Source organism: Allobosea sp. 05T422_2, from assembly GCF_056396265.1.
Genome location: NZ_JBFTLD010000001.1, coordinates 21,910 through 44,361, shown reverse-complemented (window position 1 = coordinate 44,361; position 22,452 = coordinate 21,910). Strand labels below are relative to the sequence as shown.

Below are 22,452 nucleotides of genomic sequence, written 5' to 3'. Positions count from 1 at the left end.
GCGAGACCTTCTATGCTGGCGCGGCTGGGCCAGAGCCGCAACGGACTCGGCATCCTGTTCATGGTGCCCGCGGCGATCTTCCTGATCGTCTTCCTCGCCTGGCCGCTGGCCCTCGGCGTCTGGCTCGGCTTCACCGATACCCGCATCGGCCGGGCGGGCGTCTTCATCGGGCTCGAGAATTACGAGTCGCTGCTGACCGACTCGGTGTTCCGGCTCGCGGTCTTCAACACCATCCTCTACACGGTCGTCGCCTCGGCCCTGAAATTCGCGCTCGGGCTCTGGCTGGCGCTGCTCCTGAACGAGCACCTACCCTTCAAGGCCTTCATCCGCGCCATTGTACTGCTGCCCTGGGTGGTGCCGACCGTACTCTCGGCGATCGCCTTCTGGTGGATCTTCGACACCCAGTTCTCGGTGATCTCCTGGGCTCTGAAGGAGCTCGGCCTGATCTCGACCAATATCAACTTCCTCGGCGACACCACGAATGCGCGCGCCTCGGTGATCGCAGCCAATGTCTGGCGCGGCATTCCCTTCGTCGCGATCTCGCTGCTGGCCGGCCTGCAGACCATTTCGCCCTCGCTCTACGAGGCCGCGATGCTCGACGGTGCAACCAACTGGCAGCGCTTCCGCTTCATCACCTTGCCTCTGCTCTCGCCGATCATCGCGGTCGTGATGACCTTCTCTGTGCTGTTCACCTTCACCGATTTCCAGCTCATCTACGTGCTGACCCGCGGCGGCCCGCTCAACGCCACTCACCTGATGGCGACCCTCTCCTTCCAGCGCGCCATCCCCGGCGGCCAGCTTGGCGAAGGCGCAGCGATCGCAGTCGCGATGATCCCCTTCCTGCTCGGAGCGATCCTGTTCAGCTATTTCGGCCTGCAGCGGCGGAAATGGCAGCAGGGCGGCGCGGACTGAGGACGCCAGCCATGACCGACATCAGTCAACCGACCGCCCCGCGCGTTCAGCTCACCGACGAAAGCGTCGGCACCAGCTACATGGCCAACCTGCCGCGTCGGCTGGTGACCACTTGGTTGCCGCTCATCGTCTTCATCTTCGTGCTGCTGTTTCCATTCTACTGGATGGGCGTGACGGCGCTGAAGCCCAATCACGAGCTGACGGATTTCAAGAGCCACAACCCGCTCTGGCCGGGCGAGCCTACGCTGCGCCACATCAAATATCTGCTGTTCGAAACTACATATCCGCACTGGCTGCTCAACACGATCTTGGTCTCGATCGGATCGACGATCCTGTCGCTCACCGCCGCCGTGTTCGCCGCCTATGCGATCGAGCGTCTGCGCTTCAGCGGCTCGCGGGTCACCGGGCTGGCGATCTTCCTCGCCTATCTCGTACCTCCCTCGATCCTGTTCATCCCGCTCGCCGTGCTGATCTTCGGCTTCGGCATCTACGACACCAAGCTCGCGCTGATCTTCACCTATCCGACCTTCCTGGTGCCGTTCTGCACCTGGCTGCTGATGGGCTATTTCCGCTCGATCCCCTACGAGCTGGAGGAATGCGCGCTCGTCGACGGCGCCAGCCGCTGGCAGATCCTGGTCAAGATCATCCTGCCACTGGCGGTGCCGGGGCTGATCTCGGCCGGCATCTTCGCCTTTACCCTCTCCTGGAACGAGTTCATCTACGCGCTCACCTTCATCCAGTCCTCGGAGAACAAGACCGTCGCTGTCGGCGTTCTCACCGAGCTGGTGCGCGGGGACGTCTATGAATGGGGGGCGCTGATGGCCGGCGCGCTGCTCGGCTCGCTCCCGGTCGTCATTCTCTACTCCTTCTTCGTCGAGCATTACGTCTCGTCGATGACCGGAGCCGTGAAGGAATAATCCAGCGGGGCCCGCCGGGCCCCGTTTGCGTTTGAGGGACTGCGTTCGTGAACGAGATCAAATCCATCGCCTTCGTCGGGCTCGGCGCCATGGGGGCGCCGATGGCCGAGAACCTCGTGAAGCGTCAGTTCCGGGTCACTGGCTTCGATATGCGCAAGAGCGCCCGCGAGGCGCTAGTTTCAGCCGGAGGCCACGCTGCCGAGAGCGCCGCGGCGGCCGCAAGAGATGCCGATGCGCTCGTCCTGATGGTCGTCAATGCCGCGCAGGCGCGCTCGGTCCTGTTCGAGGCCGGCGCCCTGGCGGCACTCGCGCCCGGCGCGAGCGTGCTGCTGATGGCGACCTGCCCTCCCGGCGAGGTCGAGGCGATCGCGACGGAGGTCACGAAAACCGGCCGTCACTTCGTCGATGCCCCGGTCTCCGGCGGCATCAGCGGCGCGCGCGGCGCGACGCTGACCATCATGGTCGGTGCGCCGCAGGAGAGTTTCGCACTGGCAAAGCCCGTGCTCGATGCGATGGGCGACAAGGTCTTCCATGTCGGCCAGAAGCCCGGGCAGGGTGCGACCGTGAAGACGGTCAACCAACTGCTCTGCGGCGTCCATATCGCGGTGGCGGCCGAAGCGCTCTCGCTCGCCGAGAAGGCGGGGATCGACGGCAAGATTCTCTTCGAGATCATGGGTGGCTCGGCTGCCTCGTCCTGGATGCTGCGGGATCGCGGTCCGCGCATGCTGCTGGAAGATGCCCCCGTCGCCAGTGCGGTCGACATTTTCGTCAAGGATCTCGGGATCGTGCTCGATGCCGGCCGCGCCGCCAGGACAGCACTGCCGCTCGCCGCCGCTGCACATCAGATGTTCCTGGCGAGCTCGGGCCTCGGCCATGGCGCGCGCGACGATTCGCAGGTCGTGCGCGCCTATCGCGCGCTCAACGCCAAACCCGCGAATGATCCATGAGCGGGATCTAGCGTTTGGGCGGTGTCGTCGTGCCCCGCACGACGAGCTCCGGCGTCAGCACGATCCGCTGCGTCGGCGCAGTCGGATTCTCGATGCGCCGGATCAGCAGTTCCGCCGATTTGCGGCCCATCTCGTCCTGGAAGTTCTTCAGCGTGGTCAGCGCCGGATACCACTGCGCCGCTTCCTGGACGTCGTCGCAGCCCACGAGCGAAAACTCGACCCCGGCCTCCAGCCCACGATGACGCAGGCCGAGCATCGCGCCGAAGGCGATGAGGTCATTGAAGCAGACGGCCGCGGTTGGCGGATTCTGCGCATCGAGCACCTTCTGAATGCCCTTGAGGCCGTTCTCGCGGGTGCCGATCGACGCATAGACCAACGCAGGATCAAGCGGAATCCCGTGCCGGGCGAGCGTCTCGCAATAGCCCCGATACCGGTTGCGGCCCGTCGAGATCAGGTTGTTTTCGCCGAGGAAGGCGATGCGCCGGTGGCCAAGACCGATCAGATGCTCCAGCGCCAGCACGGTGCCGTGATGATCATCCGACCCCACGAAATCGAGGTCGAGACCCGGAATCTCCCGGGAGAGCTGGACCAGCGGGACACCGGCCTCAATCAGATGGCCGAAGGTTTCAGCCGTGCTGCCGCCTGCGGCACAGATCACCATGCCGTCGGGTCGATACTCCTTCAGGGTGTTCAGGACCCGGTCCTGCCGCTCCAGGTTCTCCGCATAGGTACCGAGCAGGATCGAGCGGCCATGCGCCGTCGCCGTTTCCTCGATCGCGGCCAGGAGTTCGGCGAAATAGGGATTCGTGATGTCGTGGAAGCCGACGCCAAGGATATTGGTGCGGTCGGTCCTCAGCGACGCGGCGCTGCGGTTGTAGCTGTAGCCCATGTCGCGCGCGATCTGCTGAACCCGCAGCCGTGTCGCGTCCGCGACGAGAGGCGAGCCGCGCAGGGCCAGCGACACCGTCGCCGTCGACACCGAGAGATGGTCGGCGATGATCTGCAATGTCACCCGCCCACGGCCCGGCGCAGCCAGTCCCGCCTTCCCGGCTGGCCCGGCCTCGGGGGTGTGGCCGTTGCTGGTCATGACACGCCCTCTTCAGACGGAAGCGAAAGAGTCCCGCGAGTTTCAACCGGCCTGCGAAAGGCCGTCTGATCGAGTCCTTCTCATATAAGTCGGAGAAATTGAAGATGAGCACCGCGAAAGAGTCGATCGGCTTCATCGGCGTCGGCCTGATGGGGCAAGGCATGGCCCGCAATCTCCTCGACAAGGGCTTCCAGCTGACGGTGATGGGCCACCGCAACCGCAAGCCGGTCGAGGAACTGGTGGCGGCTGGTGCAACCGAAGCCAGGACACCGAAGGAACTGGCCTCGCAGGCGACGATCATCTTCCTGTGCGTGACCGGCTCGCCCCAGGTCGAGGCCGTGCTGAACGGCCCGGACGGCATCGTCGCCGGCGCCGGGCCCGGCACGATCGTGGTCGATTGCTCGACCTCAGATCCCGGTTCGACCATCCGCCTTGCCGCCGAACTCGAGGCGAACGGCCTGCATCTCTGCGACGCACCGCTCGGCGGCACGCCGGCACAGGCCGCTCAGGGCCAGCTCTCGACCATGATCGGCGCCAGCGATGCGGTCTTCGCGCGCATCAAGCCGGCCTGCGAGGCCTGGGCGCAGAAGGTCGTCCATCTCGGCCCCGTCGGCGACGGTCACAAGATGAAGCTGCTCAACAACTTCCTGTCGATGGGCTATGGCGCGATCTATTCCGAGGCGCTCGCTCTGGCCCAGAAGATCGGCATCACGCCGCAGACCTTCAACAGCGTGCTCTCCGGCAGCCGGATGGATTGCGGCTTCTATCAGACCTTCATGAAATACGTACTGGAGCGCGACCGTGACGCGCACAAGTTCACGCTGGTCAACGCGCTGAAGGATGTGCGCTATCTCGAAGGCGTCGCCAATGCGGCAGGCGTCCCGAACCCGATCGGCAACGCCGTCAAGAACGCCTATGCCTCCGCCGTTGCCAATGGCCGGGGCGATGATTACGTGCCGATGCTCTCCGACTGGATCGCCCAGCAGAGCGGCCTTTCGCTGGCCCCGAAGGACTGAGCCCTGCCAGTGCTCAATCGAGCCGGGCCGAGCCCTCGGGCACGGCCCGGACCCGCTCGCGATAGAGCAGATAGAGCCCGACGAGATCACGATGGCTGCGCCGATGAAGGTCCAGCGGTCGGGTAGCTGCCCGAAGACGAGATAGCCCAACGTGACCATCCAGACGATCTGCGAATAGATGAACGGCGCCAGCACCGTCGCGGGCGCCAGCCGGTGCGCCAGGATCAGCAGCCAATGCCCGAAGCCGCCCATGGCGCCGGTCACCAGCATCAACGCCCAGGGCAACGGTCCATCCGGCCAGGTCCAGAACAGGGGAATAAGCGGCAGCAGCGCGACCGTTCCCGCGACGCCGGAATAGACCATTGTCGTCTCCGGCGGGTCGAAGGCCGCCAGAAGCCGGGTCGAGATCGAATAGAAGGCGTAGCAGACGACGCCGATCATGCAGAGCAGCGCCGCCGGATGCATGCCGCCAAGGCCGGGCCGTGTGATCACGAGCACGCCGATGAACCCGACACCGATCGCGACGAGCCGGCGTGGCCCGGGCCATTCTCCGAGCAGCGGCCCGGAAACCAGCGCCACCAGAAGCGGCGTCGCGAACATGATCGACACGGTCTCGGCGAGCTGCAGATATTTCAGCGCGAAGAAGTTCAGGGCCGTTGAACCGAGCAGCAACAGCGAACGCACCGCCTGCAGCCAGGGCTTCTTGGTGCGCAGGATACCGGGATGGCTCCAGGGGTTCAGCAGCAGCGAGACCAGGATCATGCTGCCGGCATAGCGCGCGAACACCACCTGAAGCGGGTCCATATGACCGGCCAGCCATTTCGCGCTGGTATCGAGCAGCGAGAAGCACAGCACGGCACCGCACATCAGCCCGATGGCGATCAGGCGGGAGCGGCCCGTTTCCGGTCGATGGGAATAGGCGGGCAAAGGACCGTCCCGTCATGCGTGAGAAGAATGACGGAGAGAGATTTAACCGATTTAGGGAACGACGCCAGCGCCAGAGGGCATGCGTTCCATGCGCTGATCAGGCCTCAGCCTCGGCCTCGTCCCCATCGGCGTCAGGCTCGTCGATTTCGGCCCCGGCCTTGGACAGGCCCTTCGAGGCCTTGCGCAGCAGCTTGCGGAGCTGCTTGCGCTCCTTGGCGTCGAGCTTTTCCAGCAGTTCGTCCTCGACCTGATTCCAGACCGCATCGAGCGCAGCCGCGGTCTTCTGACCGTGCTCGGTCAACGCGACCTGAACCAGCCGGCCATCGCGGCTACCGCCCTCGCGCGTCACCAGCCCCTGCAAGGAGAGCCGGCCAATGGTCTTGGACACGGTCGGCGGTTTGACCCGAAGCAGGGTCGCCAGTTCGCCCATCGTCATAGGGGCTGGCTGGAGGGCCTTCAGCGCCTGCTCCTGCCCGGGAAAGAGCCCGAGGCCGTTGAGCCTCTCGCCCATGCGCGCCCGATGCAGGCGCGCAGCCACAAGGAGAGCTCGACCGACGCTTTTCTCGAGGGACTTGGTCATGAGCCGGTCCTTGGAAACTGCTCGGAAATCTATTCGCCGGCTCTGAGATCGCTTGCGATCATGACAGTGTGATGACGCAAGTGCAGCGCACAATCACAGAGTACGCATCTTTTTCGAGACGCGCGCAAGGAAGGCGTCGCGGCTGCCCGCTGTTGCGCGATTCATGTCGTAGTGAGCCAGGTAAAGCGGGCGTGCACTCGGATGACAAACGGCGCGCAGGGCCCGACACACCACCTTGCGCGGCGGATCGCCCATCAGAAAGGCGCGCCAGCGCGAGCCGCCATAGGTTGTGACGGCCACGAGACGGCGAATATTCCAGAGATTGGGCCTGACCTTGCCATCGTTCAGCTTGAACGAAACACCGGGCAGGAAGACGCGATCGAAATAGCCCTTGAGGATCGCGGGATAGCCGAAATTCCAGACAGGAAAGCACAGGACCAGCGCCTCGGCTGCTCGTAGCCGCTCGACATAGCCGGCAACCGGAAGCGTGTTGCTGGCAACATCGTGATAGCCGACCCGGCCCTCCCGGCTCAGCACCGGATCGAAGCCCTCGGCATTGAGATCGCAATCGTCGACCTCATGGCCGGCCTCTTCGAGCCCCTTCACCACGGCCCGATGCAACGCCGCCCCAAAACTGTCCGGATCGGGATGAGCGTAAAGGACGAGCACGCGCATGATCATCCACCCACGCCGGCATCGGCCAGGCTGCGGAACAGGAAGGTCTTGCCAGACTTGTAATCGTAGGACGGATCCTCCCAGGCGATCATCTTGCCGGGATTGAGCAGGCCTTGCGGATCGGCCTCGCGCTTGAAAGCGAGCTGCAGCTCGTCGGTCTGCTTCATGCCGCCTTCTTCCAAGGTGTAGCGATGCGGGTTGAAGATCGGCGCTCCCATCTCCTCATGAATCGCCATGATCTCCTCGAGCCGCTCCTCGCTGGTGAAGCGCACCAGCGGCAGGCCGAAGCAGGTGACCTTGCCGTCGAAGCGGACGAATTCGAGATGGCAGCGCACCTCGTCGCCAAAGCGCTCATGAATGCGCTGGATCAGCTCGACCTGGTTCGGGAAGGGGTAGAGCACCTGGAGATAGGTGATGGACGGGTCAACCCGCAGCGCCCGCAGCGTCGTGTGGTTCCAGCCCAGCTCATAGCCGGGCGGCAGGCCCTTGGCCTCTTCCGGCGAGAGTTTGTCGGAGCGCATCAGCAGTTCGGCGCCGCGGAAATGCCGGGCATAGGCGAGCAGTGCATCGACTGCGAAATCCGCCGCCATGACGATCACGACATGGCTGTCGCGCGGCAGGAATTTCTTGTGCCGCAGAAAATAGTCATGCGGCGCCGGGGCCGCGACGACCGCGAGGTTCTTCAGAGCCAGCCCGTCCTGCTCACCAAGCGCATTGGCGAACTCGGTCGCCGCGCGCAGCGTGTCGAAGCCGAGGATGACGTCGACCCAGTCATAGGCGGGCCCGAGCGGCATCTCGACCTCGGTGATGATGCCGTTGGTGCCATAGGCATGGGCAACCTTGTGCAGGTCGTCGCCGGTGAATTCGAGGATCCGGGGCGAGGCCTCCATCGTCGCGACCTTGAGCCGGATGATGTTGCCCCAGTCGCGCAGGCCACCCCATTTGATCGAGCCGACGCCGCCCGAACCACCGGCGATGAAGCCGCCGATCGAGGCGGTCTGATAGGTCGAGGGATGCAGGCGCAGCTCCTGCCTGGAATGCGCCCGCGTCTGCTCGTCGATGCGGGCCATGACCGCGCCCGGCTCGGCGACATAGCGTCCAGGCCCGATCGACTTGACCTTGTTGAACCCCGAGAGATCGAGCAGCACCCCGCCAGAGAGCGGCATCGCCTGGCCGTAATTGCCGGTCCCGGTGCCGCGCGGCGTCACCGGAATGCCGAGTGCATGAGCGGCCGCAAGGACGTCCAGCACCTCGGCCTCGCTGGTCGGCGAGACGATGATATCGGCCGTGACGTGGTCGAGCTGACGCTTGAGGGTCGGCGAGTACCAGAAGAAGTCGCGGCTCTTCTGCTTCACCAGCGCCGGATTGTCCTCGGTCCTGATTCCGCCGAGACGGTTCTTCAGGGCGGCGATGTCGTAGCGGGGGCTCATGCGCTCTTGCTCATCAGATGGTCGAGTTCGCGGTAATCCGGCAGCGTCCGGTCGATCGCCTTGCCGGCGACCAGCACCGTGCGATCAGCCTGGGGGCGCGCGAAGAATTCGGTCCAATCGCGGGCGCGGGTCAGGATCAGGTCGGCGGACAGTCCTGGCGCCACAACGCCCTTGTCGGCGACGCCCATGATCGCAGCCGGTGCGCGCGCGATCATCGCCGCGAAATCGGTCGGGCCATGATCGAGCTGGAGGATGCGGGTGCCTTCGCGCAGCACCTCGACGAGGTCGAGATCGCCATAGGCATAGAACGGATCGCGCGTATTGTCGGAAGCGATCATCACCGCCACGCCGGCAGCCTTCAGTTCGTGCAGCGCAGTGACGCCGCGCCAGCGTGGCGTGCGGCCGCCGTCGCGGTCCTGCAGATACATGTTGCACATCGGCAGGGACACAACCGCAATGCCGGCTTGCCCGACCTTGGCGATGATCCGCGCCTCATCCTGCGGAGCCTGCACAGCGAGCGAACAGCAATGGCCGGCGAGGATCTTTCCGGTGAAGCGATGCCGGAGTGCGGCCTCGGCAATGTATTCAAGCGACCGCGCCGCCGGATCATTGGTCTCATCGACATGGAAGTCGAGATCGAAGCCGTTCTCGATCGCCGTGCGGAAGACGATGTCGAGCGCCTCCGCGAGCTCCGGGATCATATAGGTGACGCAGCCGAAGATGCCGTCGCCATGCGCCTTCACGGCCCGCGTCACCGCCTGCATGTGCTCGGCGTCGAGCGCAAACTGGATGCCGAAAAGCGGCGAGGCCTGCAGCGCGACACGCCCGGCCCATTCCGCCCGCATCTCGGCCAGCACCGGCCAGGAGATGCCGATCTGCTTGCCGAGCGAGTCGATATGGGTGCGGACCGCGCTCGTGCCATGGGCGAAGGCGCAGCGCAGGCCGAAATCCATGCGGGCACGCACATCTTCCGACGTCCAATTGGCCTCGCGATCGGCCATGACATTCTCGAGTGCGCCCATGAAGGTGCCGTCCGGATTGCGGCGGCGCGGCCAGATATGGCCCTTGTCGAGATGGACATGCGCATCGACCAGCCGCGGCAGCACGATGCCGCCATCGAGATCGAGCCTGGGACCGCCCTCCGGCGCTTCCGTACCGGCCGGCAGGATCGACGCGATGCGCCCATCCTCGACGCGAAGGTCGACCAGCGCCAGTCCATCACGATCGGCAGCAAGGTCCGCGCCCTCGATCAGGCAGAGCGGGGAGCGGGCATTGGTCAGGCGATAGCTGGTCGAGGCGGGAATGGCGGCAAATCCTGTCGTCACGTCGTCAGCACTCCATCCCGTCAATCGCTGCCTTGCCCTCGCTCGATACAGGCCAGCATGAGTGGCGGCAAGGCGGCGATCACGCTGCCGTCGCCGCAGGCAAGAACAGCGCCTTTGGCGCAAATGGCCAAGGCGACGGCGCATCGATAATGGTGCGTCGATACTTGCCGCCCGCACGATGATCGCGCATGAGGAGCACTCAGCGAAACACAGGCGGTGGGTCATGGCGGATCAGGCGCGCATCATCGACGGCAAGGCGGCAGCTGCGGCACTGCGTGCCGAGATCGGCCAGGAGATCACCGCGATCAAGGCTGAACGGGGCCTGGTCCCCGGCCTGCATGTCGTGCTCGTCGGCGACGACCCGGCGAGCCGTGTCTATGTGAACTCCAAGGAAAAGCTTGCCGGCGAGATCGGCATGAACTCTGCGGTTCACCGCCTGCCGGCCGAGACCAGCGAAGCGGAGTTGCTGGCCAAGGTCGCCGCGCTGAATGCCGACGACAGAGTCGACGGCATTCTGGTGCAATTGCCCTTGCCGAAGCACATCAATCCCGACCGTGTGATCGAGGCGATAGACCCCGCCAAGGACGTCGACTGCTTCCATCCGATCAATGTCGGCCGCCTCGCCAACGGCCAGGCCAGCCTGATCCCCTGCACGCCGCTCGGCTCGATGATCCTGCTGAAGCAGACCCTGCCAACGCTCGCCGGACTGGAAGCCGTGGTGATCGGCCGCTCGGGCATCGTCGGCCGGCCGATGGCGCAGTTGCTGGTCCAGGCCGACTGCACCGTCACCATCGCCCATTCCCGTACCCGCGATCTTCCCGCAATCTGCCGGCGCGCCGACATCCTGGTCGCGGCGGTCGGGCGGCCCCACTTCGTAAGGGGTGACTGGATCAAGCCCGGCGCCACCATAATCGATGTCGGCATCAACCGCCTGCCCGACGGCAAGCTCGCCGGCGATGTCGACTTTGCCGAGGCCGTGAAGGTTGCAGGCGCGATCACGCCTGTACCGGGCGGCGTCGGCCCGATGACCATCGCCTGCCTGCTGCGCAACACCCTGACCGCCTTTCATGCAAGGCGGGGCCGATAAAGCCGAGGTCACGCGGACGCCGGTTCTGCCTTCGCATCACCCGAAACGTGAAACGCCCGGCGAAGCGCCGGGCGTTTGTCATAGGGGCTGAGATTCCCGGGCCTCCGCCTACGCTTCGGCCGGGAATCGAGATGCCGCTCACATATGGATCGCGCGCTTGTCGACGGCGAGCGCAGCTTCCTTGACCGCCTCGGCCAGCGTCGGATGAGCATGGCAGGTGCGGGCGAGATCCTCCGACGAGCCGCCGAACTCCATCAGCACCGTGACTTCGGCGATCAGGTCCCCGGCATGCGGGCCGATGATATGGCAGCCGAGCACGCGGTCGGTCGCCGCATCGGCGAGGAACTTCACGAAGCCCTCTGTGTGGCGCATGGCGCGGGCGCGGCCATTGGCGGTGAAGGGGAACTTGCCGATCTTGTAGGCGATGCCCGCAGCCTTCAGCTCCTCCTCGGTCTTGCCGATCGCGGCGACTTCGGGAGCCGTGTAGATGATGCTCGGGATGGCGTCATAGTTCACATGCCCAACCTTGCCGGCGATCAGCTCGGCCACCGCCATGCCCTCGTCCTCGGCCTTGTGAGCGAGCATCGGACCGCGCACCACGTCGCCAATGGCATAGATGCCCGCGACGTTGGTCTTGAAATGGTCGTCGATCACGACGCGACCACGCTCGGTCGCGACACCAGCGGCGTCCAGGCCGAGGCCATCGGTGTTCGGACGACGGCCGATCGCGACCAGCACGATATCGGCAGACAGCGTCTTGGCCTCACCGCCGGCGGCGGGCTCGACCGTGACGGTCGCGCCCTTCTTGCCCGTCTCGACCTTGGTGACCTTGGAACCCAGGTGGAATTCGAAGCCCTGCTTCTGCAGGATGCGCTGGAATTGCTTGGCGATCTCGTCATCCATGCCGGGCAGGATGCGGTCGAGATATTCGACCACGGTGACCTTGGCGCCGAGACGGCTCCAGACCGAACCGATTTCGAGACCGATTACGCCGGCGCCCACCACCAGCAGCTCCTTCGGCACGGACGCAAGCTCGAGTGCGCCGGTCGAGGTCACCACGGTCTTCTCGTCGATCTCGACGCCCGGCAGGCCGGCCGCTTCCGAACCCGTCGCAATGACGATGTTCTTGGTCTCGAGGACCTGGCTCTTGCCGTCCGCACCCGTGACCTCGACTTTCCCCGCGCCGGGGATGCTCGCGGTGCCCTGGAAGGCCTCGATCTTGTTCTTCTTCAGCAGGAAGGCGACGCCATTGACGTTCGCGTCGATCGTCTCCTGCTTGTGGACCAACATCTGCTTGAGATCGAGCTTGGGCGTGCCGACGCTGATGCCGAGACTCGGGAAGGTGTGGCCGGCCTCTTCGAACATTTCCGACGCGTGCAGCAAGGCCTTGGACGGGATGCAGCCGACATTCAGGCAGGTGCCGCCATGAGTCTTGCGCTTCTCCACCACGGCGACCTTGAGGCCGAGCTGAGCGGCGCGGATGGCACAGACATAGCCCCCGGGGCCAGTACCGATGACGACGAGATCGTAGGACATGACTTCCTTCCGTTGAGCAGGCAATGCGCGCCGACACTCGCGGCGCGGCGTCTTACCGGCCGCAATACATCGCTTTGACGCAGTCCGCCATGCCCGCAATAGATGTCGACATTGCGAGCGCGATTGCTATCATTTCCGTTGATTGAGCGTATAATTCGCAACAATACCAAGAAGCACATTTCGCGTTCCCGCCTTGCGACGGCTCAAGGGAAGATAGCGCCATGTGGAATCAGGTCTACGACCCATTCGGAAACAGCGCCCTGTCGACGCTCGCCGCAGCGCTTCCGGTCCTTGTATTGTTAGGATTGATCGCATCAAATACCGTCAAAGCACATATTGCAGCGATCATTGCTCTTATTGTCGCCAATCTTGTGGCGATATTTATATTCACGATGCCCGCCGGAATGTCGGCCCGCGCTACGGCGCTCGGAGCGGTGACTGGATTCTTCCCAATAGGCTGGATTGTCCTAAATGTGATCTTTCTCTACCGGCTTACGGTCGAGAAAGGCGCCTTCGAAACCTTGCAGACCACGATCGGCGGAGTGACCAGCGACCGACGGATTCAGCTCCTGCTGATTGCCTTCGCCTTCGGAGCCTTCTTCGAGGGCGCTTCGGGCTTCGGCACCCCGGTCGCGGTGACCGGCGCGATTCTGATCGGGCTCGGCTTTTCCCCCTTGGCAGCATCTGGGCTCTCGCTCATCGCCAATACGGCGCCGGTCGCCTTTGGTGCTCTTGGAACACCGATCCAGGGGCTCAGCCAGGTCACCGGAATTGATCCGTTCCTGCTTGGAGCCATGGTCGGCCGACAATTGCCGTTCTTCTCGTTGCTCGTGCCGTTCTGGCTGATCTGGGTCTTCGCCGGCCGGCGTGGCATGCTGCAGATCTGGCCGGCCATATTGGTCACCGGCGTCTCTTTTGCGGTGCCGCAGTTCCTCATCTCGAACTTCATCAATCCCTGGATCGTCGATATCGGCGCCTCGCTGATCTCGATGGCTTGCCTGATCGGCTTCCTGCAGATCTGGAAGCCCCGCGAGATCTGGGCCTCACCGGCCCTGCGCGGCCATGACGTCTCCGCCGAGGGGCGAATCATACCGGCTGTATCCACGGAGCGATCCGCACCTGCGCAGGTCTGGATGGCCCTGGCGCCCTGGATCATCGTTTGCGCGATCCTGCTGATCTGGGGCACGGACTGGTTCAAGACCAGTGTGAATTCCTGGGCCGTGTGGAGCTATCCGGTGCCGGATCTCCATAACCAGATCGCCAAGGTGGCGCCGGTTGCGCCACGTCCGACACCGGAGGCCGCCGTGTTCTCGTTCACCTGGCTCTCCTATACCGGCTCGGGCATGTTGATCGCAGCGATCATTTCCGGCTTCGTCATGGGATTCACGCCTGGTCGCATGATCATGACCTATGTCCGGACGATCAGGCTCTGCGCCTATTCTCTGATCACCATTTCGGCCATGCTGGCGATTGGTACCCTGACCAGGCTCTCAGGCATCGATGCCACCCTCGGGCTCGCCTTTGCCGGAACCGGGGTGCTCTATCCCTTCTTCGGCACCCTGCTCGGCTGGCTCGGCGTGGCGCTGACGGGCTCGGACACCGCCTCGAACGTGCTGTTCGGCAATCTGCAGAAGGTCACCTCAGAACAGCTCGGCCTTTCGCCGATCCTGATGGGGGCGGCGAACTCGTCCGGCGGTGTCATGGGCAAGATGATCGATGCCCAGTCGATCGTCGTCGCCTCCACGGCGACAAACTGGTTCGGGCACGAGGGCACGATCCTGCGCTTCGTCTTCTGGCATTCGATCGCGCTAGCCTGCCTCGTCGGCGGCCTCGTGATGCTGCAGGCCTATGTCCACCCCTTCTCGGCGATGGTCGTGCACTGAAGCAATGGCGCGATCGGGCTTAGGCTTCAGCCCGGCGCCAGCGGCGCGTTGAAGGCCCAGACATGGCCGAAGGGATCGGTCAGGCGGCCGTAACGCGCGCCCCAGAACACATCGCCCGCCGGCATGAAGGTGATTGCGCCCGCAGCTTCCGCCCGGGCCATTGCCGCGTCGACATCGCTCGGGCTCGGCAGATTGACGTTGAGCGCGATGCTGGCGCCGCCATGTGCATGCGGCGAAGCGACAGGCCCCCCGAATTCCGGGAACTCGTCATGCAGCAGGATTTCGCTGCCGAACAGCGCAAGATTGGCGTGCAACACCCGCACGCCATCCTGCGCCATCTGCTTGAAGGTGCACTCGGCGCCGAAAGCCTTCTCGTAGAAGGCGATCGCCTGGAGGCCGCCCTTGACGCAAAGATGCGCCTGGAGCGAGGGAGGATTGGGGCCAAAAGCCATCGCGAACTCCTTCCCTATCCCTGATCCCAGCGCGAGACCGCAAGACAAGCCGAGTGGTCGCGCAGCCGGATCAGGCCCTTGAAATGGGAACCAAGCTCGCACCCGGCGATGGCCGCCTGAGCGACGTGCCGGGCACGGGCACGGTTCCCGCAGTCCTATGCGAACTCAGAGGTCCAGGACGAGACGTGCCGGGTCCTCAAGAGCTTCCTTGATGCGAACGAGGAAGGTCACAGCCTCCTTGCCGTCGATGATGCGGTGATCGTAGCTGACCGCCAGATACATCATCGGGCGCACGACGATCTGGCCGCCGACCACCATTGGGCGCTCCTGGATCTTGTGCATGCCGAGGATAGCCGACTGCGGCGCGTTCAGGATCGGCGTCGACATCAGCGAGCCATAGACGCCGCCATTCGAGATCGTGAAGGTGCCGCCCTGCATGTCCTCGATCTTGAGCGCGCCATCGCGCGCCTTCTTGCCGAGCACACCGATTTCCTTCTCGACACCGGCAATCGAGAGCTGGTCGGCATCGCGAACCACCGGCACGACGAGGCCCTTGTCGGTGCCGACCGCGACCGCGATATGGTAGTAGTTCTTGTAGACGATATCGGTGCCGTCGATCTCGGCATTGACCGAGGGGATTTCCTTCAGGGCCTGCACGCAGGCCTTCACGAAGAAGCCCATGAAGCCGAGCTTCACGCCGTGCTTCTTCTCGAACACGTCCTTGTACTGGTTGCGCAGCGCCATCACAGCCGACATGTCCACCTCGTTGAAGGTGGTGAGCATGGCGGCAGTGTTCTGCGCCTCCTTGAGGCGGCGCGCGATGGTCTGGCGCAGCTTCGTCATCTTGACGCGCTCTTCGCGCGAAGCGTCATCGGGAGCCGACGGGGCGCGGACCTGGACCGGAGCTGCGGGCGCGGCCGCAGCCACTGAACCCGTCGCGATGGCAGCCAGCATGTCGCCCTTGGTGACGCGACCGTCCTTGCCAGACGCCGCGACATTCGCCGGATTGACGCCGCTCTCGGCGGCGAGGCGCGCGACGGCCGGGCCGGAATCGGCAGCCTTGGTCGCCGGCGCAGCAGCAGCGGCCGGAGCAGCGGCAGGCTTCGCAGCCTCGGCAGCCGCGACAGGCTTTGCCGGAGCTGCAGCCACGCCGTCACCGGCCGAGATCGAGCCGAGCAGGGCGTTGACGCCGACCGTTTCGCCTTCCTTGGCGACGATCTCGCCGAGGACGCCGGCAGCCGGGGCGTTCACCTCGAGCGTGACCTTGTCGGTCTCGAGCTCGACCAGGGGCTCGTCGGCCTTCACAGCCTCGCCCGGCTTCTTGAACCATTTGCCGATCGTCGCCTCCGAGACGGATTCGCCGAGTGTGGGTACGCGGATTTCGGTCGCCATATCAGGCCTCTTGTTCGTGTCTTTGTCTGGCGTCTTCGGACAGGGTCAGGCCGCGAAGGCCTCGTCCATGAACGCTGCGAGCTGGGCGGTATGCTTCGACATCAGGCCGGTCGCTGTCGCGGCCGAGGCCGGGCGTCCGACATAACGCGGGCGCTTCGGCTTCGAGCCGGCATGGCCCAGCACCCATTCGAGATAGGGCTCGACGAAGGTCCAGGAGCCCATGTTCTTCGGCTCCTCCTGGCACCAGACCACATCGGCGGCCTTGAAGCGCGCCAACTCCTGCGCCAGCGTCTTCAGCGGGAACGGATAGAGCTGCTCGACGCGCATCAGGTAGACGTCGTCGATGCCGCGCTTCTCGCGCTCGTCGAGCAGGTCGAAATAGACCTTGCCGGAGCACAGCACGACCCGGCGGATCTTGCCATCCTTGACCAGCTTCGTCTCGGACCGGCCGCGCTCGGCATCATCATGCAGCACGCGGTGGAAGGTCGAGCCCTCGGCCAGCTCCGACAGGTCGGAGATGCAGCGCTTGTGGCGCAGCAGCGATTTCGGCGTCATCAGGATCAGCGGCTTGCGGAAGTCGCGCTTCAGCTGCCGGCGCAGGATGTGGAAATAGCTCGCAGGGGTCGAGCAGTTCGCGACCTGCATGTTGTCCTCGGCGCACATCTGCAGGAAGCGCTCGAGGCGGGCCGAGGAATGCTCCGGCCCCTGGCCCTCATAGCCATGCGGCAGCAGGCAGACGAGGCCCGACATGCGCAGCCACTTGCGCTCACCCGACGAGATGAACTGGTCGAACACGACTTGCGCGCCATTGGCGAAATCGCCGAACTGCGCTTCCCAGGCAGTCAGGGCGTTGGGCTCCGACAGCGAGTAGCCGTATTCGAAGCCGAGCACCGCCTCTTCCGAGAGCATCGAGTTGATGACCTCGTAGCGTGACTGGCCTTCGCGGATGTTGTTCAGCGACGTATGGCGGGCCTCAGTCTCCTGGTCGATCAGCACCGAGTGGCGCTGCGAGAAGGTGCCGCGTTCGCAATCCTGGCCGGAGAGACGCACGGGGTGGCCGTCGAGCAGCAGCGAGCCGAAGGCGAGCGCCTCGGCCGTCGCCCAATCGATGCCCTGCCCGGCCTCGACCGCCTTGCGGCGATTGTCGAGGAAGCGCTGGATCGTGCGATGGACGTTGAAGCCGGGCGGCGTCGAGGTGATCTTCTCGGTGATCTCCTTCAGCACCGCGGCCGGAACGCCGGTCGCGCCGCGGCGCGGGTCGTCCTCGTCGGCGCGGATCGCCTTCATGCCGGCCCAGCGCCCGTCCAGCCAGTCGGCCTTGTTGGGCTTGAAGGTCTGGCCGGCGTCGAACTCGATCTCGAGCTTGCCTTTCCAGGCCGCCCTCATCTCGTCGAACTCGCCCGGCTGCACCACGCCTTCGGCTTCCAGCTTGGTGGCGTAGAGCTCCAGCGTGGTCTTGTGGCCGCGGATCTTGCGATACATCAGCGGCTGGGTGAAGCCCGGCTCGTCGCCTTCGTTATGGCCGAAGCGGCGATAGCAGAACATGTCGATGACGACCGGCTTGTGGAATTTCTGCCGGAACTCGATCGCGATCTTGGCGGCGAACACGACCGCTTCGGGGTCGTCGCCGTTCACATGGAAGACCGGCGCCTCGACCATCTTCGCCACGTCGGACGGATAGGGCGAGGACCGCGAATAGCGCGGATAGGTGGTGAAGCCGATCTGGTTGTTGATGATGAAATGCACCGAGCCGCCGGTGCGATGGCCCTTCAGTCCGGACAGCCCGAGGCACTCGGCCACGACACCCTGGCCGGCGAAGGCGGCATCGCCATGCAGCAGCAGCGGCAGCACCTTGGAGCGCTCGACGATATCGCCGAACTGGTCCTGCTTGGCGCGGACCTTGCCGAGCACCACGGGATCGACGATCTCGAGATGCGACGGGTTGGCGGTCAGCGAGAGATGGACGTTGTTGCCGTCGAACTCACGGTCGGACGAGGCACCGAGATGGTACTTCACGTCGCCCGAGCCCTCGACATCGTCGGGAGCGAAGGAGCCGCCCTTGAACTCGTGGAACAGCGCGCGGTGCGGCTTACCGAGCACCTGGGTCAGCACGTTGAGGCGGCCGCGATGGGCCATGCCGAAGACGATGTCGCGCACGCCGAGCGCGCCGCCGCGCTTGATGATCTGCTCCAGCGCCGGGATCAGCGCCTCGGCGCCATCAAGGTCGAAGCGCTTGGTGCCGGTATATTTCAGGTCGATGAACTTCTCGAAGCCCTCGGCCTCGACCAGCTTGTTGAGGATCGCCTTCTTGCCTTCGCGGGTGAAGGCGATCTCCTTGTCCGGCCCCTCGATCCGCTCCTGCAGCCATGCCTTCTGCTCCGGATCGGAGATGTGCATGAACTCGATGCCGATCGTGTTGCAATAGGTCCGCTGCAGGATCGCGACCATCTCGCGAAGCGTGGCGAACTCCATGCCGAGCACGTTGTCGATGAAGATCTTGCGGTCGAGATCGGCGTCGGTGAAGCCGAAAGTGGCCGGCGACAGCTCCTCGGGATCCCTCGCCTGCTCAATGTCGAGCGGATCAAGCTTGGCGTGGAGATGGCCGCGCATCCGGTAGGCGCGGATGAGCATGATGGCGCGCACGGAATCCCGCGTCGCCTGCTGCACGTCCGACGCGCTGAGCGTCGCGCCGGCAGCCTTGGCCTTGGCGCTGAGCTTGTCGCCGATGACCTTCTCGACCACGCCCCAATGGCCATCGAGCGCCGAGATGAGCTCGCCGTTGGCATGGATCGGCCAGTTCGGCTTCGTCCAGGACGCACCCTTGGCGTTCTGGATAATGGCCGGGCCATCATCCTTCAGCCCGGCGAAGAACCCGCGCCACTGCTCGTCGACCGAATTCGGATCGGCCTGATAGCGCGCATAGAGGTCCTCGATATAGGCCGCGTTGCCGCCATAGAGGAAACCCGTCTGCGCGAGAGCCTCGTTGATGTCCTGGCGAGCCATTGTCGTCCTGCCTTCTACCGTCGTCCTGCCCCGTTCCCGGAGCGTCTCATGCCGTCATTGCGTCTTAAGTAAGATGGCCGGGCTGGCCCGGCCATCTCGTCGCGTGGGCGTTCAGCCCTTCAACACGTCGACCAAGGTCTTTCCGAGGCGAGCCGGCGAAGGCGAGACCCGGATACCGGCCGCTTCCATCGCGGCGATCTTGTCTTCCGCGCCGCCCTTGCCGCCGGAGATGATCGCGCCGGCATGGCCCATGCGGCGGCCGGGAGGAGCCGTGCGGCCGGCGATGAAGCCGACCATCGGCTTCTTGCGGCCGCGCTTGGCCTCGTCCTTGATGAACTGCGCGGCGTCCTCTTCCGCCGAGCCGCCGATCTCGCCGATCATGACGATCGACTCGGTCTTGGGGTCGGCCAGGAACATCTCGAGCATGTCGATGAACTCGGTGCCCTTGACCGGGTCGCCGCCGATGCCGACGGCCGTGGTCTGGCCGAGACCCTCGCGGGTGGTCTGGAATACGGCCTCATAGGTCAGCGTGCCGGAGCGCGAGACGATGCCGACCGAGCCGGGCTTGAAGATATTGGCCGGCATGATGCCGATCTTGCTCTGGCCGGCGGTGACGACGCCCGGGCAATTCGGCCCGATCAGGCGCGACTTCGAGCCGGAGAGCGAACGCTTGACCCGCACCATGTCGAGCACCGGGATGCCTTCGGTGATGCAAATGATCAGCGGAATCTCGGCGTCGATCGCCTCGCAGATCGCGTCGGCCGCGCCCGGAGGCGGCACATAGACGACGGAGGCATCGGCCCCGGTCGCGTCGCGCGCCTCGGCGACGGTGTCGAAGACCGGCAGGCCGAGATGCAGCGCACCGCCCTTACCGGGCGAGGTGCCGCCGACCATCTGCGTGCCATAGGCGATCGCCTGCTCGGAGTGGAAGGTGCCGTTCTTGCCGGTGAAGCCCTGGCAGATGACCTTGGTGTTCTTGTCGATCAGGATGGACATTGTTTTTCCTCAAGCCTTCTTGACCGCAGCGACGATCTTCTGTGCCGCATCGTCGAGGTCGTCCGCCGGGATGACATTGAGGCCGGAGGTCCGGATGATCTCCTTGCCTTCCTCGACATTCGTGCCCTCGAGGCGCACCACCAGCGGGACCTGGAGGCCGACCGCCTTCACGGCGGCGATGACGCCGCGCGCGATGACGTCGCACTTCATGATGCCGCCGAAGATGTTGACCAGGATGCCCTTCACCTGCGGGTCGGCGGTGATGATCTTGAAGGCTGCAGTGACCTTCTCTTCCGAGGCGCCGCCGCCGACATCGAGGAAGTTCGCCGGCTCCTCGCCGTAGAGCTTGATGATGTCGAGCGTCGCCATGGCGAGGCCCGCGCCGTTGACCATGCAGCCGATCGTGCCGTCGAGCGCGATATAGGCGAGGTCATACTTGGACGCCTCGATCTCCTTGGCATCCTCTTCCGTCTCGTCGCGCAGCGTCATCACCTCGGGGTGACGATAGAGCGAGTTGGAATCGAACGAGACCTTGGCGTCGAGGCACTTGAGCTGGCCCTGCGTCGTCACGATCAGCGGGTTGATCTCGAGCATCGCCATGTCCTTGCCGACGAAGGCGGCATAGATCTGGGCGATGACCTTCTCGGCCTGCTTGGCGAGGTCGCCGGTGAGACCCAGCGCCTTGGCAACGGTGCGGCCGTGATGCGGCATGATGCCGGTCGCGGGATCGACCGAGAAGGTCAGGATCTTCTCGGGCGTGTCATGGGCGACAGCCTCGATGTCCATGCCGCCTTCGGTCGAAACCACGAAGGCAACGCGCGAGGTCTCGCGGTCGACCAGGGCCGAAAGGTAGAATTCCTTCTCGATGTCCGAGCCGTCCTCGATATAGAGGCGGTTGACCTGCTTGCCGGCCGGGCCGGTCTGGGCCGTCACGAGCGTGTTGCCGAGCATTTCCTTGGCATGGGACTCGACCTCTTCGATCGACTTGGCGAGACGCACGCCCCCCTTCGCATCGGCCGGCAGTTCCTTGAACTTGCCCTTGCCGCGACCACCCGCATGGATCTGGCTCTTCACGACATAGAGCGGGCCCGGGAGCTTCTTGGCGGCCTCGACGGCTTCCGCCACCGTAAGGGCCGGGAAGCCGGCGGAGACGGGCGCGCCGTACTCCTTGAGGACCGCCTTGCCTTGATATTCGTGGATGTTCATGTGCTCGAATTCCTTGCGTGCGCTGGCGAGGGCGAATGGAAGGGCGCGCAGCAGTGAGACTGCCGCACGCCCTTCGCTCTATCTCACGCCAATGACGAATCGATGGACTTGCAGGCGTCGATCAGGCCCTGCACCGAAGCCACCGACTTCGAGAGCATTTCCTGCTCCGCCTTGTTGAGACGGATCTTCACGACCTTCTCGACGCCCTTGGCGCCGATGACCACGGGAACGCCGACGAACATGTCGCGCACGCCGTACTGGCCCTTCAACGCGGCAGCCGCCGGCAGGACGCGCTTCTGGTCCTTGAGGTAGCTCTCGGCCATCGCGATGGCCGAGGCCGCCGGAGCGTAGAAGGCCGAGCCGGTCTTGAGCAGGTTGACGATCTCGCCGCCGCCCTTGCGGGTGCGCTCGACGATGGCGTCCAGACGCTCCTGCGTCGTCCACTTCATCTTGACGAGATCGGGCAGCGGGATGCCGGCGACGCCGGAATAGCGCACCAGCGGCACCATGTCGTCGCCATGGCCGCCGAGCACGAAGGCCGAGACGTCCTTGACCGAGACCTGGAACTCTTCAGCCAGGAAATGGCGGAAACGGGCCGAGTCGAGCACGCCGGCCATGCCGCAGATCATGTTGGGCTTCAGGCCCGAGAACTTCTGCAGGGCCCAGACCATCGCGTCGAGCGGGTTGGTGATGCAGATCACGAAGGCCTTCGGCGCATATTGCTTGATGCCCTCGCCGACCGACTTCATCACCTTGAGGTTGATGCCGATCAGGTCGTCGCGGCTCATGCCGGGCTTGCGCGGCACGCCGGCGGTGACGATGACGACATCGGCGCCCTTGATGTCCTCATAGGACTGGGTGCCCTTGTAGCCGGCGTCGAAGCCGTCGACCGGGGATGACTCGGCAATGTCGAGGCCTTTGCCCTGCGGGATGCCTTCGGCGATGTCGAACAGCACGACGTCGCCGAGTTCCTTGAGCCCGGCGAGATGGGCGAGCGTGCCGCCGATCTGGCCGGCGCCGATGAGGGCGATCTTCTTGCGGGCCATAGCCTAGTCCTTGTGCTTGCGCTGCGAGATGCCGG

General features: G+C 64.8%; 18 protein-coding genes and 1 pseudogene. 6 read left to right on the top strand and 13 right to left on the bottom strand.

Annotated features, from left to right (window positions below):
* Positions 1–12: 12 nt before the first annotated feature.
* Genes AC1DJT_RS00205 through AC1DJT_RS00195 form a run of 3 tightly spaced genes read left to right on the top strand, consistent with a single transcriptional unit; the run spans position 13 to position 2,776 of the window.
* Complete coding sequence (locus AC1DJT_RS00205) at positions 13–912, top strand: carbohydrate ABC transporter permease (RefSeq protein ID WP_441492533.1); 900 nt, start codon at positions 13–15, stop codon at positions 910–912.
* An 11-nt stretch (positions 913–923) separates the two neighbouring features.
* Complete coding sequence (locus tag AC1DJT_RS00200) at positions 924–1,829, top strand: carbohydrate ABC transporter permease (RefSeq protein ID WP_441505783.1); 906 nt, start codon at positions 924–926, stop codon at positions 1,827–1,829.
* Between the two features lie 47 nt (positions 1,830–1,876).
* Positions 1,877–2,776: an NAD(P)-dependent oxidoreductase gene (locus tag AC1DJT_RS00195; RefSeq protein ID WP_441505784.1), complete on the top strand. Its 900-nt coding sequence runs from the start codon at positions 1,877–1,879 to the stop codon at positions 2,774–2,776.
* Between the two features lie 7 nt (positions 2,777–2,783).
* Here AC1DJT_RS00195 and AC1DJT_RS00190 read toward each other — a convergent pair whose 3' ends face one another.
* Positions 2,784–3,863: a LacI family DNA-binding transcriptional regulator gene (locus tag AC1DJT_RS00190; protein WP_441505785.1), complete on the bottom strand. Its 1,080-nt coding sequence runs from the start codon at positions 3,861–3,863 to the stop codon at positions 2,784–2,786.
* Positions 3,864–3,961: 98 nt separating this feature from the next.
* Between AC1DJT_RS00190 and AC1DJT_RS00185 the strand changes: the two genes are divergently transcribed.
* Positions 3,962–4,879 (top strand): NAD(P)-dependent oxidoreductase, encoded by a 918-nt coding sequence (locus AC1DJT_RS00185; protein ID WP_441505786.1) that lies wholly within the window; start codon positions 3,962–3,964, stop codon positions 4,877–4,879.
* 141 nt (positions 4,880–5,020) lie between these two features.
* Here the strand turns inward: AC1DJT_RS00185 and AC1DJT_RS00180 are convergent.
* From AC1DJT_RS00180 to AC1DJT_RS00160, 5 genes and pseudogenes are all read right to left on the bottom strand, one after another.
* Positions 5,021–5,746 (bottom strand): annotated as a pseudogene (locus tag AC1DJT_RS00180) (DMT family transporter); the annotation flags it as partial.
* Between the two features lie 157 nt (positions 5,747–5,903).
* A complete protein-coding gene (locus tag AC1DJT_RS00175) occupies positions 5,904–6,386 on the bottom strand; it encodes a MarR family winged helix-turn-helix transcriptional regulator (RefSeq protein WP_441480592.1) in 483 nt (160 codons plus the stop codon).
* Positions 6,387–6,479: 93 nt separating this feature from the next.
* Positions 6,480–7,061 carry an NAD(P)H-dependent oxidoreductase gene (locus tag AC1DJT_RS00170; RefSeq protein ID WP_441505788.1) on the bottom strand — a complete coding sequence of 194 codons (582 nt, stop codon included), beginning with the start codon at positions 7,059–7,061 and terminating at the stop codon, positions 6,480–6,482.
* A gap of 2 nt (positions 7,062–7,063) precedes the next feature.
* Positions 7,064–8,491: an FAD-binding oxidoreductase gene (locus AC1DJT_RS00165; protein WP_069878773.1), complete on the bottom strand. Its 1,428-nt coding sequence runs from the start codon at positions 8,489–8,491 to the stop codon at positions 7,064–7,066.
* On the bottom strand, positions 8,488–9,816 hold the full coding sequence (locus AC1DJT_RS00160; RefSeq protein ID WP_441505789.1) for a cytosine deaminase: 1,329 nt from the start codon (positions 9,814–9,816) through the stop codon (positions 8,488–8,490). The genes AC1DJT_RS00165 and AC1DJT_RS00160 overlap by 4 nt, the downstream gene beginning before the upstream one ends.
* 223 nt (positions 9,817–10,039) lie before the next feature.
* Here AC1DJT_RS00160 and folD point away from each other — a divergent pair, with 223 nt between their 5' ends.
* The gene (gene folD / locus AC1DJT_RS00155) at positions 10,040–10,903 is read left to right on the top strand and encodes a bifunctional methylenetetrahydrofolate dehydrogenase/methenyltetrahydrofolate cyclohydrolase FolD (protein WP_441505790.1); all 864 of its coding nucleotides are present in this window, start codon (positions 10,040–10,042) and stop codon (positions 10,901–10,903) included.
* 138 nt (positions 10,904–11,041) lie between these two features.
* Here folD and lpdA read toward each other — a convergent pair whose 3' ends face one another.
* Complete coding sequence (gene lpdA / locus AC1DJT_RS00150) at positions 11,042–12,439, bottom strand: dihydrolipoyl dehydrogenase (protein WP_441505791.1); 1,398 nt, start codon at positions 12,437–12,439, stop codon at positions 11,042–11,044.
* Between the two features lie 221 nt (positions 12,440–12,660).
* On the opposite strand from lpdA, the gene AC1DJT_RS00145 reads away from it, so the two are divergent.
* Positions 12,661–14,322 (top strand): L-lactate permease, encoded by a 1,662-nt coding sequence (locus AC1DJT_RS00145; protein ID WP_441505792.1) that lies wholly within the window; start codon positions 12,661–12,663, stop codon positions 14,320–14,322.
* A 26-nt stretch (positions 14,323–14,348) separates the two neighbouring features.
* Here the strand turns inward: AC1DJT_RS00145 and AC1DJT_RS00140 are convergent, their stop codons facing one another.
* From AC1DJT_RS00140 to mdh, 6 genes are all read right to left on the bottom strand, one after another.
* Positions 14,349–14,774 (bottom strand): VOC family protein, encoded by a 426-nt coding sequence (locus tag AC1DJT_RS00140; protein WP_441505793.1) that lies wholly within the window; start codon positions 14,772–14,774, stop codon positions 14,349–14,351.
* Positions 14,775–14,939: 165 nt separating this feature from the next.
* Positions 14,940–16,166, bottom strand: coding sequence for a 2-oxoglutarate dehydrogenase complex dihydrolipoyllysine-residue succinyltransferase (odhB, locus tag AC1DJT_RS00135; protein ID WP_441505794.1), 1,227 nt, complete (start codon positions 16,164–16,166; stop codon positions 14,940–14,942).
* 45 nt (positions 16,167–16,211) lie between these two features.
* Entirely contained in the window at positions 16,212–19,169 is a 2,958-nt protein-coding gene (locus AC1DJT_RS00130; RefSeq protein ID WP_476833319.1) for a 2-oxoglutarate dehydrogenase E1 component, read from the bottom strand.
* Positions 19,170–19,280: 111 nt separating this feature from the next.
* On the bottom strand, positions 19,281–20,165 hold the full coding sequence (sucD, locus tag AC1DJT_RS00125) for a succinate--CoA ligase subunit alpha (RefSeq protein WP_069878765.1): 885 nt from the start codon (positions 20,163–20,165) through the stop codon (positions 19,281–19,283).
* Positions 20,166–20,174: 9 nt separating this feature from the next.
* Positions 20,175–21,371, bottom strand: a complete 1,197-nt coding sequence (gene sucC / locus AC1DJT_RS00120; protein WP_441492436.1) for an ADP-forming succinate--CoA ligase subunit beta — start codon at positions 21,369–21,371, stop codon at positions 20,175–20,177.
* 83 nt (positions 21,372–21,454) lie between these two features.
* Positions 21,455–22,417: a malate dehydrogenase gene (gene mdh, locus AC1DJT_RS00115; RefSeq protein ID WP_043241858.1), complete on the bottom strand. Its 963-nt coding sequence runs from the start codon at positions 22,415–22,417 to the stop codon at positions 21,455–21,457.
* Positions 22,418–22,452: the final 35 nt, after the last annotated feature.

What these genes read in the sequence shown, in the direction of transcription:
- AC1DJT_RS00205 (WP_441492533.1), top strand. Translation starts at nt 13, where the DNA reads ATGCTGGCGCGGCTGGGCCAGAGCCGCAACGGACTCGGCATCCTGTTC.
- AC1DJT_RS00200 (WP_441505783.1), top strand. Translation starts at nt 924, where the DNA reads ATGACCGACATCAGTCAACCGACCGCCCCGCGCGTTCAGCTCACCGAC.
- AC1DJT_RS00190 (WP_441505785.1), bottom strand. Translation starts at nt 3,863, where the DNA reads ATGACCAGCAACGGCCACACCCCCGAGGCCGGGCCAGCCGGGAAGGCG.
- AC1DJT_RS00175 (WP_441480592.1), bottom strand. Translation starts at nt 6,386, where the DNA reads ATGACCAAGTCCCTCGAGAAAAGCGTCGGTCGAGCTCTCCTTGTGGCT.
- AC1DJT_RS00170 (WP_441505788.1), bottom strand. Translation starts at nt 7,061, where the DNA reads ATGCGCGTGCTCGTCCTTTACGCTCATCCCGATCCGGACAGTTTTGGG.
- AC1DJT_RS00165 (WP_069878773.1), bottom strand. Translation starts at nt 8,491, where the DNA reads ATGAGCCCCCGCTACGACATCGCCGCCCTGAAGAACCGTCTCGGCGGA.
- folD (WP_441505790.1), top strand. Translation starts at nt 10,040, where the DNA reads ATGGCGGATCAGGCGCGCATCATCGACGGCAAGGCGGCAGCTGCGGCA.
- lpdA (WP_441505791.1), bottom strand. Translation starts at nt 12,439, where the DNA reads ATGTCCTACGATCTCGTCGTCATCGGTACTGGCCCCGGGGGCTATGTC.
- AC1DJT_RS00145 (WP_441505792.1), top strand. Translation starts at nt 12,661, where the DNA reads ATGTGGAATCAGGTCTACGACCCATTCGGAAACAGCGCCCTGTCGACG.
- AC1DJT_RS00140 (WP_441505793.1), bottom strand. Translation starts at nt 14,774, where the DNA reads ATGGCTTTTGGCCCCAATCCTCCCTCGCTCCAGGCGCATCTTTGCGTC.
- odhB (WP_441505794.1), bottom strand. Translation starts at nt 16,166, where the DNA reads ATGGCGACCGAAATCCGCGTACCCACACTCGGCGAATCCGTCTCGGAG.
- AC1DJT_RS00130 (WP_476833319.1), bottom strand. Translation starts at nt 19,169, where the DNA reads ATGGCTCGCCAGGACATCAACGAGGCTCTCGCGCAGACGGGTTTCCTC.
- sucD (WP_069878765.1), bottom strand. Translation starts at nt 20,165, where the DNA reads ATGTCCATCCTGATCGACAAGAACACCAAGGTCATCTGCCAGGGCTTC.
- sucC (WP_441492436.1), bottom strand. Translation starts at nt 21,371, where the DNA reads ATGAACATCCACGAATATCAAGGCAAGGCGGTCCTCAAGGAGTACGGC.
- mdh (WP_043241858.1), bottom strand. Translation starts at nt 22,417, where the DNA reads ATGGCCCGCAAGAAGATCGCCCTCATCGGCGCCGGCCAGATCGGCGGC.